The sequence below is a fragment of the Phycisphaerae bacterium genome (assembly GCA_024102815.1).
Lineage (GTDB): Bacteria > Planctomycetota > Phycisphaerae > UBA1845 > UBA1845 > JAGFJJ01.
This window is the reverse complement of record JAGFJJ010000031.1, coordinates 43,427-55,650: the sequence shown is the minus strand read 5'-3', so window position 1 is coordinate 55,650 and position 12,224 is coordinate 43,427. Positions and strand designations below refer to the sequence as shown.

The following is a 12,224-nucleotide window of genomic DNA, read 5'->3' as shown; positions in this document are numbered from 1 at the left end:
ACCCTGCGAAAGACGCGAGATGGCCCATCGGGGAGCGATCGCTGCGGAGTATCTGCGCAGGCTTCCAGCTTGCAGTTCGCCGCGGCGCGCCTCGTTGACATTGAGGCAGTATTCTGGATAAACTCGCTCTCGTTCCAGGCGATTACCTTTCCTTTCAAACAGTAAGGAGTGTCATTATGCAAAGGAGTGCAGTTCGGCTGGCGGTGGTCGCGCTTTCCTGCCTGGTGATTGCCGGTTGTGGCGGCAAGAAGAAGAACGGGAACGGGATGGCGGCGGACTACACCGCGAGCGATGACTACTATCAGCCCTATGAGTCGAAAGTAGCCAGCACGCCCGCCTACGAGCAAACGAATTACGGCACGACGGCCGATCCTTATGCCGAAACGGAAACGACCGGGAAAGCCAGCGCCGATACGTATGCAACCACGACGGCGAGCGGGACGCGCTACCACCAGGTAGCCAAGGGCGACACGCTCTTCGGGCTGGCGCGTCTCTACTACAATGACCAGCGGCGCTGGAAGGACATTTACGAGGCCAACCGTGCGGCGCTGCCCGATCCCAACCGCATTCGCGTGGGCCAGAAACTGGTGATTCCGTAGCCCATGCGGCGGTCGCGACGAGGGGTGGTGCGCGGTTGTGAATAAAGACGAGTATTCGTCGGGGCGACACCGCGAAGGCCAAGCCACCAGAATATCGGGATCGTCAGCAACGCAGCACACCCCAGTCCCCTCGACCACGTCGACTTCCGGGCGAACCTCGTTTCGGCTGGATGATCCGGTGCAATTCGTGCGCGGCGTGGGTCCGGCGCGCGCGCTGGAGTTCGAGAAGCTCGGTGTGAGCGTCATCGGGGACCTGATCGAACACTTCCCGTTTCGACACGAGCATAAGCCCAAGTCAATTCCCATCGGGGAGGCCGAGCCGGACGAAGTCGCCACGATCATCGGCGAAGTCCATTCGGTCCGTCATGGGCATGGCCCGCGCCGCCCCACCGTCACGACTGTTGTCAAGGACGGCAGCGGTAGCTGCACGGTCTCCTGGTTCAATTCGCCGCATCTGCGCGAGGCTTTCGCCCGCGGCATGATTGTCCGCCTCACGGGAAAAGTTGAAGACCGCAGCGGTCGGGCGGGCATGACCAACCCGACGCTTGCCGTCGTGCCCGAAGGCGAGGACGCGTTCGCGCAGGATCGCGAAGCATACCAACCTGTGTACCCCGCGACTGGCTCACTGGAGAGCCGGCAGATCGCGCGCATTGTGCAAGGCGTGCTTCCGCGGGCGGTGGAACTCGTTGACGAATTGATTCCGGCCGGGCTGCGGCAACGACGGGGGCTTCCGCCGCGGCGGACGGCCATTCTCCGCTTTCACCTTCCGACCCGGCCGGAGGATGTCGAGGTCGCGCGTCGGGCATTGGCCTACGAGGAGTTGTTCCTGGGACAGCTTGCCCTGCTGATGAGCCGGCGTTCGATGGCGACATCGGTCACGACGCAGCCCATGACGGTCGGCGCGGAACTCGACCGGCGGATTCGCGGGCGGTTTCCATTCAAGCTGACGGAAGGACAGGACCGGGCCGTTGCCGAGATCGTCTCGGACCTTGCGCGGAACGTGCCGATGAACCGCCTGCTGCAAGGTGATGTGGGCTGTGGGAAGACCGCGGTCGCGGTGTATGCGGCGCTGGCAGCGGTCGCCCACCGACGTCAGGTCGCCCTGCTGGCCCCCACAGAGATCCTGGTCGAGCAGCATCACGCAAAGGTCTCGCATTATCTGGCAGGCAGCCGGGTGCGGCTCGCGACGCTCACGGGCTCGACACCGCGGCGGCCGCGGGAGGCGGTCCTTCGCGCGCTGGAAGGCGGCACGATCGATCTGATCACGGGCACGCACGCGCTGTTCGAAGAGCATGCACGGTTTCACGATCTGGGTCTGGTCGTGATCGACGAGCAGCACAAGTTTGGAGTCGCGCAGCGCGCCGCCCTGCGAGAAAAGGGCACGGCGCCGCACACGCTGGTGCTCAGCGCCACGCCCATCCCGCGAACGCTGGCCATGACGCTCTTCGGCGATCTTGACGTGAGCACGATCCGGGAGCGTCCCGGCGAGCGACAGGATGTTGTCACCCGCCTGGTCACATCAGAAGCGGAGGCGCAGGCCTGGGATTTTGTTCGACGGCGACTCTCGCTCGGAGAGCAGGTATACGTCGTGTATCCGCTGGTGGAGGAATCGGATGATCTTCCGCTGCGGTCTGCGGTGGCGGAAGCACACCGGCTGGAACGTGATGAACTTGCCGGATTCCGAGTAGGCCTGCTTCACGGCCGGATGCGCCCGGCGGAAAAATCCGAGATGATGGAGTCGTTCAGAAAGGGCCAGGTCCGGGCGCTGGTGTGCACGACGGTCGTCGAGGTCGGCGTGGACGTGCCGGACGCAACGATCATGGCCGTGCAGCATGCGGACCGGTTCGGGCTATCGCAGCTCCATCAATTGCGCGGGCGGGTCGGCCGGGGGACGCGGCGCGGATACTGCCTACTCTTTTGTGCGGATCCGGGGGAAACGGCACGGCACCGCTTGAACATTCTCGTCGAGACGACGGACGGTTTCCGTATCGCGGAAGAGGACTTGCGGCTGCGCGGTCCGGGCGAACTGATCGGGCGACGGCAGCACGGAATGCCGGCGCTGAAGGTGGCCGATCTGCTGCGCGATGTTGAACTGCTCGTGCAGGCCCGAGACGACGCGGCGGTCCTGCTCGGAACCGACCCAGAGCTGTGTACGGCGGAAAACGCCGCGCTGCGACGGGCACTGCGGCGGCGTTATGCGGACGTCATTCCCCTGGCGGGTGTTGCTTAGCTTTGAAAACGAAGCGTATCACGATCGATGCGCACGCTGTCCGATCGAGGGGGAATTATTTCGGACCCCGGCCATTGGCGGTGGAAGGCCGGGTGCGGACGCGGTAGAATCACGCGGCGGAATGGGGTACGGGCCGGCTACCTCTACGAATACGGTTGGCCTGCGCAAATGCGGTCCAGGCAAGGGTCGGGACCGTCTCAAGGGGGGAATCCGCGATGTCAATTTGCCACTTGCGCGCCGCGACCGCTCTGCTTGCGGTCGCGGCCTGCTGCTCGATTACATGGGCCCGGCCGACGGGCGCCGGCCCGGGCTACTCCGGCGGTTATCAGAGTCTCAATCTTCTCGGCGCGCCGGGCCAGAATTGCACGCAATGTCATTTCTTCAACGAGGGGCACGGAACGATCGAACTGATCGGCATGCCCAAACGGTACATCCTCAATCGAACGTACGATCTGACCGTGCGCGTAACCGACGCAGACCAGATCGGAGCGGGGTTCGAGATCAGCGTTGAGGACGGCTTCACGTATGCCGGCTCACTGCTGCTCAGCGACGCGGTCAATACCCGTTTCACGGCGGAGGGTCCGTTTCCGCCCGATACCAACTATGTTACGCATTCGGAAGCCGGCTATGAGAATTCGATGACCGACTGGATCATGAACGGCAGCTCGGCCTCGTTCGCTCTTCAGTGGCAGGCGCCGGGCGTGGACCAGGGCGAAATCGACGTGTTCCTGGCGGCGCTGGCCACGCAGCGCAGCGGCATGGGCGCGGACATCGAGTTGGATAACTACTACGCGCACACGCAGAAGTCTCATCCCACCACGGCCGGCGATGCTGACGCGGACACGGACTTCGACCTTCAGGACTGGGCGGCGTTACAGAACTGCCTGGGGACGACGAGCCCGCTCTCGGAAATCTGCGGCATTATGGATGCGGGAAATGACGGAAGCGTGTCACTGGAAGATTACGCGGCGTGGATCGTGGGGATTGATGGACCTTTAGCAACAACGCCGGGCGGATACATCACCGCCAACGTCATTCGCGGAGGTCTGCTCTACGACCGCTGGTGGCGCGTCGCCGGCGTTTCGACACCGACGGGCAATCATCCACTTTATCCGGTGGCGGGACAGCAAAGCGGGAGCACGACGTTCCGCTGCAAGGAATGTCACGGGTGGGATTACCGCGGGGCTGACGGAGTGTACGGTTCGGGGACGCACTTTACGGGCATTGCGGGGATCGCCGACACAACCCTGCCGGCCCAAGCGATCTTCGATCTTCTGAAGCAGCCGGCCTCGGCGGCGCTGCCCAACGGGCACAACATGGCCGCGTACGGGCTGTCCGACGATGACCTGTGGGACCTGGTGAAGTTCTCCATCGAGGGCGCGGTGGACACGCGGCAGTACATCGGTCGTTGCAGCAGCACAGACCAGTCCTGCGAGATGAGCAGCGATTGCCCTGGCGGGGAGACCTGCGAAACGGGTCGTTTTGTTGGTTCCCAGCTCTTCGGGAGCATCTGGTATGGTGAGGCCTGTGCGTCGTGCCACGACCCGGCCGACGGAATCGGCGGGACCGGCACGGGCATCAACTTCGGCAGCGAGGCCAACCCGCGGTACGTGGGAACGATCGCCGTGGACAATCCGTGGGAGTTCCTGCACAAGATTCGTTTCGGGCACCCGGGAAGCCCCATGCCATCTACGGACCTGCTCGACTATTCTGTGGCGAATTCGGCCGAGCTTGGCGCCTATGCAGCAACTCTGCCCACCGAATAGTCGAAGAAAAGGTCGGAAACGGGAACAGAATCGGCGCGGGCGGGGTTTATGGTATCAAGATGGAACCCCACCGGAGCTCCCACGATGAGCCATCACACGGTCCGTTTTGCCGCCGTCGTCCTGATGTTCGCCGGCGCGGTGAGTCGAGGCGATGAACCCGTCGGTCAGCCCCCGCCGACAGAGCTCCTGGAAACGCACCACGACCCCTACATGCCCGGTCCGGGTGATCCGCCGGGAACCTACGTCGAGCGGTTCGGCACGGTGGACCGCGGACGATTTCGCAGCGTGCAGGTGAACGTCCGGCCGAACCAGACCAACATCCCGGGTGACGCCGCCAACGAACCTTCGCTGGCCGTCGATCCGACCGACCCCGACGTCATCGTCATCGGATGGCGGCAGTTCGACACGATTGCGTCGGACTTCCGGCAGGCGGGATATGCCTACACCCGCAATGGCGGCGCGACGTGGGCGTTCCCCGGTTCGCTTCAGCCGGGGCAATTTCGCAGCGATCCGGTGCTGGGTGCGGACTCGCTGGGCAACATCTATTATTACAGCCTGAGCAGCATCCTTTCGGCAGAGATGTTCATCTCCGGCGACGGTGGCACCACCTGGGCCGGGCCGATCCCCGCACGGGGCGGGGACAAGACCTGGATGGACATTGATACCACGGGCGGGATCGGCAACGGCAACATCTACACGACGTGGAATCGGGTATACAGCTGCTGCTCGGGGCGGGATTTCACCCGGTCCGTGGACGGAGGGTTGACCTATCCGAATATCCTGGCGATTCCCACGGCGCCGTACTGGGGAACCGTCGCCGTGGGCCCGGACGGCGAGGTTTACATCTCGGGCGTCGGGGCGACCATCGCCCGATCGACCAACGCGCGAAACCCGGGCGCTGCCCCGACGTTTGACTGGGCGAATTCCGTCAATATCGGCGGGCTCACGCGGATTTCCACCGGTCCCAACCCCGGCGGGCTTCTCGGGCAAGTTTGGGTGGCCACGGACAATTCCCCAGGGCCGGGGCGGGGTAACGTCTACCTCCTGGCGTCCGTGGACCCGCCGGGAAGCGATCCGCTCGACGTCATGTTCGTGCGCAGTACCGACGGCGGAGTGACATGGAGCGCGCCGGTGCCGGTCAATGATGACGCCGGATCGGGCGCGTGGCAGTGGTTCGGGACGATGTCGGTGGCGCCCAACGGACGGATCGACGCGATCTGGAACGATACGCGGGCTTCGGGCGATTTCAGGATCAGCGAAGTCTATTACAGCTACTCGCTCGACTTTGGCGAGACCTGGTCGGCGAACGTGCCGGTCACGCCGCCCTTCAACAGTTACCTGGGATGGCCTCGACAGAACAAGATCGGGGACTACTACGATATGGTCTCCGACCGGCACGGGGCCAGCCTAGCCTACTGCGCCACATTCAACGGTGAGCAGGACGTCTACTTCCTGCGCATCGGGTTTGACTGCGATGACAACGGTGTTGCCGACGAGGACGAGCTGGCCGATGATCCCGCGCTGGACTGCAACGGCAACAACAACATCGATTCGTGCGATGTTGCGGCGGGCACGAGCGAGGACTGCGACGGCAACAACCGGCCAGACGAGTGCGACCCGGACGGCGACTCCGACGGCGTAATCGATGCCTGCGACAACTGCCCGATGTCCACGAACTCCGACCAGGCCGACATCGATGGCGACGGCAAGGGCAACGTGTGCGACCCGTGTCCGGTGGATTTCCTGGACGACCGCGACGGAGACGGCGCGTGCGACTCCGACGAAGCATGCCCGTTCGACCCGAACAAGATCGATCCCGGGGTGTGCGGGTGCGGCGTGGCGGACGTGGATTCCGACGGCGACACCGTGGCCGACTGTGTGGACCAATGCGCGAACGTGGATGACCGCGTTTATGCCCCCGGCTGTGCCGAGGCGATCCCGACGACCTCGGATTGGGGACTTGTCGTGTTTGCGATGGTGCTCCTGGTCTGCGGCAAAGTCGTTTTCGGTCCGGATCGCCGGTCAGCCTGAGCCGGAGTCTGCGGATACCGGGCCGTCCTTGGCCGGCCAGCGGTAGATGATCAGCGATTCCTTCTTTTCCCCCCCGGCTTTCTTGCGATCGACAAAGACGACTTCCTCGCGCTGCGGTGGTCCCAGGCGGGCCGAGATGTTGCCCAGGTAAGCCTCCAGCTGCTCATCGGAAAAGGGAACCATCTTTTCCTTGTCATCTCGCTTGGCATAGTAGACGAATAGCCAAAGGGTACCGTCCGGCGGGCGCTGCACGGAGTCTGGCGGGGGCGAGTATCTGACCTCCACGGGCGCGAAGCGCATCACATCGAACAGGAATTGGGCACCGATGCCGCGCCAGTCGCCCAGCCAGGGGGCGTAGTCGTTGCGGTCAATGCTGTTGAACAGGACCCAGCGGTCGGCGGGACCGGTTTGCTCAACGAGCGACTCGACCGCCTGACGCCGCCGATAGACTTCTTCCGACTTGTAGGGCTGGATGATGGCTCGGGCAATTCCGGCCACGGGAATCACGGTAAAAACAATTGTGGCGACGGTCAGGCCCAGCCGGAGCCGGCGGTTTCGCAGGCCGGCGCGCAGCAGGACGGAGAGCCCCAGCCCCGCTAGAAGACAGATGGGCGGGGCAAGGTGCTGGGCGACGCGGGCCGATCCGCCGTAGGGATACGCATGCAAAGCCGCGGCGATAAAGGTCAGAACGAATGGCGCGATGAGCAGAAGAAGCAGATCGCGATCCTTGCGATATAGTCGCCAGGCGCCCACCAGGAAAAGCAAGAGCGTGATGATGCTCCCCGGCGGGTGGCCGCCCTGCGGATAGGCGAAAAGGTAGCCCGTGTGGATGTAGAGGAGCCAGAAAGGAATGGTCCATGGACGGTCCGTCGGCGGGAACGCGCGTTGCCAACTGGCGAGCTCGAAAACGTCGGCCGCCTGAGCGGCGTGGGGCTTGGCATACGCGAAGTACATCCACGCGGCGTTGCCGATGAGCACCAATCCGAAGAGGAGCCATCCGGCAAGAAACCCCTTCGGAAACCCCATGCGGATGAGTCTTGCCGTCAAGTAGAGACCGACCGCGCCCCCGACAAACATCGAGGGGTACGAACTCCAGATGCCCGCGCCGGCAAGCAGGATCAGCCCGGCCCAGCGGACCCAGGAGCGCGGGTGCTCGGCGACGGCGACGGCGAGCGCAATCAGACCCAACGAGACCAGCAGATCTCCCGAATAGGGCTTGATCTCGGCGGCATGGCGGACAATGAAATAGGATGAGGCGAAGATGGCAATGGCCATCAACGCCGCAGTGCGGGGGAGAACGTGTCGGGCGAAGCGGATGAAGAGCGCCAAGCCGGCCAAGCCCACAAGGAATGGCAGAAGACGAAGAGCCCACTCCGAGTAGCCCAGAACTCGGCTTACGGCCAGTTCGCCCCACATGAAGAAGAGCGGACAGATCTGCCCGTAGACGAGCGGCTTGATCATGCCCGCGAAGTCGCGCATGAGGAAGTTCACGCCGACGAAGGCTTCGTCACCCCAGACGGGCAGGCCAAGAGCGTACTGCATGACGCGCCAGATTAGACCAGCGGCGATCACGATCCCTGCGAGCGTGGTCAGGCGAGGTCGCGGTTTCGCAGAGGCAATCGATCCGGACGGCGGACGGGAGGTCACGAAGCTGGCCCTGAAAACGGGAATGGAATCCGTACCGGTCGCATCATCGCGCCATGCGCGACCCGGCTGATTCGCGGGCATACCTATATCATTGATGCGAGGAGACGTCCAACAGGGCGATAAGAGCGAGCCGGCTCCAGCAGCAGTTCGCGGTCACTTCCGCAGGCGGAGCCCTCACTTTTTTCCCAGGGCGCGCTGACGGGCGAAGAATTCCCGCAGCAACGAAGCGCCGTCATCGGCCAGGACGCCGGCGGTCAGATCAACACGGTGGTTGAGACGAGGGTCCGTGGGGATTTCGAACAGGGAACGACAGGCGCCTGCCTTGGGGTCGTCGGGGCCGTACACCAGTCGCGGGAGTCGTGCCAGTACAATGGCACCGGCGCACATGGCGCAGGGCTCAAGCGTGACGTAAAGCGTGCAGTTTTCGAGGCGCCAGGAATCGAGCGCGGCCGCGGCGGCGGTGAGGGCGATCATTTCTGCGTGGGCGGTGGGGTCACGAAGCGTCTCGCGCTGGTTGTGCCCCCTGCCGATGATCTTTCCGCCCGAAACGACGACGGCACCCACCGGCACCTCGCCCTCCTCCAGGGCATTGACCGCTTCGTCCAATGCGGCACGCATGAAACGTTCGTCGGCGGCGGAGTCCAACAGCATTGCAGTATCCATGGTTCGCGGTCCAGCGCGTAAACGCCGCGCGGCTCGGCAGATGGTTCAGATTTCGCCCAGAAACTCCAGCCGTTGCTGAAGGTTGGCTTGCTGGAGGGACCAGTCAAGGTCGATCAAACCCTGGATCTTCGTGCGTAGGCGATCCGCGACGCGCAGGGCGAACGCCAGACGATTTTCATCCGTACCCTGATGAAATACGGGATCGGGCAACGGCCAATGGGCACGGAGGGGCGCGCCGGGCCAGACCGGACAGGGCTGGTCGGCCGCGGCGTCACAGAGCGTGATCACCACGTCGAAGCGGCAGTCGGAAAGTTCGTCCCAGCTCTTGGAGAACTGGCCATCGGCGGAAACACCCAGGTGCTCGAGAACGTCCAGCGCCAGCGGGTGGACGAACCCGGCCGGACGCGAACCGGCGCTGTAGGCCTCGAAGTCCTCGTCGCCGAGATGACGGAGCAGTGCCTCCGCCATTTGTGAACGACAGGCGTTGGCCGTGCAGAGGAAGAGAATCGCTTTTTTCTGGGTCAACACATGCAACGATCCGGTCAGGAGGAACAAGGCTCCTGCCGGATCGTAGCGCTTTTACCGAGCTTTGCAATCGCAGACGCGACGAGTCTGTTTCTAACGGCAAAGGGTCGTGGCCGCGTTCACGCAGATCTCGTCCCAGCCGTCGGTGCAACAGGCGCCGTCCTGGGCACAGACCAGCGCACAGCAGGCGGCGTTGTCGCAACCCGGGACCAGAGCATTGGCCTCGAAACAACTACCTCCCATGCCGCAGGCCGGGAACAATGCGCAGACGGGGCCGATTTCCGCGGCGCAGACGCCGTCCCACTGGGTCAGACAACAGAACGGATCCTGTTCACAGACCGCCTGGCAGCAGTCCACGTCGTTGCAGCCGGGCGTGGCCCGTCCCACTTCGCAGGCACCGGACGCGGGCGAGCATGAGGGGAAACCATTGACGATACCGTCGGCTTTTTCCCCGCACAGGTCATCCCAGAGCGTGTCGCAGCAGTACGGGTCCGCGTTGCACGTGTTCGTGCAGACTTCCGTCGTTTCGCATCCGGCACCCATATGCCCCGCGAAGCAATCGCCCTGGCTGTTCAGACAGGCGTTGTCGCCACGGTTGGGGTCGCTTTCGCAATAAACCGTTAACGTGCCGGCACCCTGGTCGTTGTTCTGGTCGCCCCGGAATCCGCCTACGCGGATCAGGTACTGCTGACCCGCAACGGCTGAGATGGTAAGGCGCGACTCGTTCCCGTTGCCGCAAGCGTCATCGCTGCAAGCCTCGACCTCCTGCGGGTCGCCGGTGGGGCAATCGCATCCGTTGTAGACAACGAGCTTAGTGTCGTATTGGCTGCCGCACAGGCTGACGATGACCTGCTCCGTGCAGGTGGCGGTGTAACAGTACCAGATGTCCGAATCGGTCTGAGCATTGCCGAAGAACGTGCAGTCGGCTGGTCCGTCCGTTGTGGCGCCGACGTTGCTGTACTGGCGCGTGCTTTCGCCAATGGCCGTGGGGCTGGAGCAACTGTTGTTGGCCAGTCCGCCGCCGCTGGTGATCTGGCAGTTCGCGTCGCAGGTCGGCGTGTTGGGCGGCTCGCAACCTTCACCGGTTTCGACCACGCCGTTTCCACAGACGGCTCCGCCGCCGCCACCGCCTCCGCCACCCCCACCGCCGGTCGGGCAACCGTCAGCGCCCACGGCCGTGCCGGCGGGCGTATCCGGACACTGATCGACCGCATCGTTGACGCCGTCACCGTCGGTATCGCGTTGGGCGGCGGAGCATCCCTGGGCGTCAACCGTCGCACCGGCCATGGTGCCGCCGCACACGTCCACGTCATCGGTCACACCATCGTTGTCAGAGTCAAGCTGGCTGGGCGCGCAGCCGGTGGCATCCACAGTCGCGCCAGCGGGGGTATCGGGACAGTCGTCCACGTCGTCGTTGACGCCGTCACCGTCGGAGTCGGGTCCGCCGGCAGTAATGCGGCATCCGTTGGCGTCGACATCCGCCCCGGCCGGGGTACGCGGGCAATCGTCATCCGCGTCGCTGACGCCGTCGCCATCGGTATCGCGCTGGGCGGCGGAGCAGCCGTTGGCATCTACCGCGACGCGCGCGGGCGTTCCGGGACAAAGGTCCTGATCGTTGGGCACGCCGTCGCTGTCGAGGTCGGGATCGTCAATCGGACACCCGTCGTTGCCGACCGTGGTATTGGCGGGCGTGTCCGGGCAGTCATCAAAGGCGTCGAATACGCCGTCACCGTCGGTGTCACGTTGCGTATCGGCACAGCCGTCGGCATCGACCTCGGCGCCCGCGGGCGTGTCGGGACAGAGATCAGCGGCATCGGTCACGCCGTCGCCATCGGCGTCTTCACCCGGCGTGTTGTCGTTGCCATTGTTGTTGCCATTCGTATTGCCGTTGGTGTTGCCGTTCGAGGGCGGCGCCGGCGGACAACCGGGGATGAAAACCGCGGCCACGGCCAAGGCCAATCCGCAGGTGAGCCAGAATCCGAGCACAGTCGAAGCACGACGCATTACAGGTTCTCCCAAGCTGGGGATGAACAAGGAGGGGTCCGGCGCCAAGGACGACCCGAGCGTAAGCCCCCCCTTTCAGGCAACTTTATGTCCATGTTAAGGGTCAAAGCAAGGGTTGTCGTCCCCGTCCGATATGTTCCAGGCTGCGAAACAGCATTGAGAAGGCGGTGCGACAGCGGTCCCGCCCCTGAGAATGGCGGGCTTGAATCACCCACGCGTTGCCGATAGCGTTTACCCCTTCGTTTGAGGAACGAACGCCATGCTGCGCGTGGGAATCGGCTATGATCTGCACCGGCTCGCCGCGGGACGTCGGCTGATCCTGGGCGGCGTCGAGGTCCCCTTCGAGCTCGGACTTATCGGACATAGCGATGCGGATGTTGTGCTGCACGCGGTGGCCGACGCCCTCCTGGGCGCAGCCGGGCTGCCGGACATCGGCGACCTGTTCCCGGACAGCGATCCGGTATATCGCGGCGCGGACAGCAAGTTGATCCTGGTCGAGGTGGTTCGACGCGTACGCGAGCGTGGCGGACGCCCTGTCAATCTCGACGTCATTGTCCACGCCGAGGCGCCCAAGTTAGGCGACCTCAAGCGGAAGATGGGCGCGTCGATGGCGGAGTTGATTGGTCTGTCAGCAGACGCCGTGAACGTCAAGGCCAAGACGAACGAAGGCGTAGGACCTGTGGGCCGGGGCGAGGCCATGGCCTGCACGGCCGTGGCGCTCGTGGAAATCGAATCGCGTGGAAACCAATTGCCGTGACG

9 protein-coding genes are annotated in these 12,224 nt (G+C 64.2%); 5 read left to right on the top strand and 4 right to left on the bottom strand.

What is annotated here, in order from left to right; genetic code table 11:
• Positions 1 to 176: 176 nt before the first annotated feature.
• The 4 genes from J5J06_07745 (at position 177) to J5J06_07730 (ending at position 6,626) form a co-directional block, all read left to right on the top strand.
• Complete coding sequence (locus J5J06_07745) at positions 177 to 599, top strand: LysM peptidoglycan-binding domain-containing protein (protein ID MCO6436964.1); 423 nt, start codon at positions 177 to 179, stop codon at positions 597 to 599.
• A 37-nt stretch (positions 600 to 636) separates the two neighbouring features.
• Positions 637 to 2,829 carry an ATP-dependent DNA helicase RecG gene (gene recG / locus J5J06_07740; GenBank protein ID MCO6436963.1) on the top strand — a complete coding sequence of 731 codons (2,193 nt, stop codon included), beginning with the start codon at positions 637 to 639 and terminating at the stop codon, positions 2,827 to 2,829.
• 215 nt (positions 2,830 to 3,044) lie between these two features.
• Positions 3,045 to 4,595: a hypothetical protein gene (locus J5J06_07735; protein MCO6436962.1), complete on the top strand. Its 1,551-nt coding sequence runs from the start codon at positions 3,045 to 3,047 to the stop codon at positions 4,593 to 4,595.
• Positions 4,596 to 4,679: 84 nt separating this feature from the next.
• Positions 4,680 to 6,626, top strand: a complete 1,947-nt coding sequence (locus J5J06_07730) for a hypothetical protein (protein ID MCO6436961.1) — start codon at positions 4,680 to 4,682, stop codon at positions 6,624 to 6,626.
• Here the strand turns inward: J5J06_07730 and J5J06_07725 are convergent.
• From J5J06_07725 to J5J06_07710, 4 genes are all read right to left on the bottom strand, one after another.
• Complete coding sequence (locus J5J06_07725) at positions 6,618 to 8,354, bottom strand: glycosyltransferase family 39 protein (protein ID MCO6436960.1); 1,737 nt, start codon at positions 8,352 to 8,354, stop codon at positions 6,618 to 6,620. The genes J5J06_07730 and J5J06_07725 overlap by 9 nt on opposite strands.
• A gap of 93 nt (positions 8,355 to 8,447) precedes the next feature.
• Positions 8,448 to 8,924, bottom strand: a complete 477-nt coding sequence (gene tadA, locus J5J06_07720; GenBank protein ID MCO6436959.1) for a tRNA adenosine(34) deaminase TadA — start codon at positions 8,922 to 8,924, stop codon at positions 8,448 to 8,450.
• Positions 8,925 to 8,981: 57 nt separating this feature from the next.
• Complete coding sequence (locus J5J06_07715) at positions 8,982 to 9,404, bottom strand: arsenate reductase ArsC (protein MCO6436958.1); 423 nt, start codon at positions 9,402 to 9,404, stop codon at positions 8,982 to 8,984.
• Between the two features lie 150 nt (positions 9,405 to 9,554).
• The gene (locus J5J06_07710) at positions 9,555 to 11,465 is read right to left on the bottom strand and encodes a thrombospondin type 3 repeat-containing protein (protein ID MCO6436957.1); all 1,911 of its coding nucleotides are present in this window, start codon (positions 11,463 to 11,465) and stop codon (positions 9,555 to 9,557) included.
• Positions 11,466 to 11,727: 262 nt separating this feature from the next.
• On the opposite strand from J5J06_07710, the gene J5J06_07705 reads away from it, so the two are divergent.
• Positions 11,728 to 12,222 carry a 2-C-methyl-D-erythritol 2,4-cyclodiphosphate synthase gene (locus tag J5J06_07705; protein ID MCO6436956.1) on the top strand — a complete coding sequence of 165 codons (495 nt, stop codon included), beginning with the start codon at positions 11,728 to 11,730 and terminating at the stop codon, positions 12,220 to 12,222.
• Positions 12,223 to 12,224: the final 2 nt, after the last annotated feature.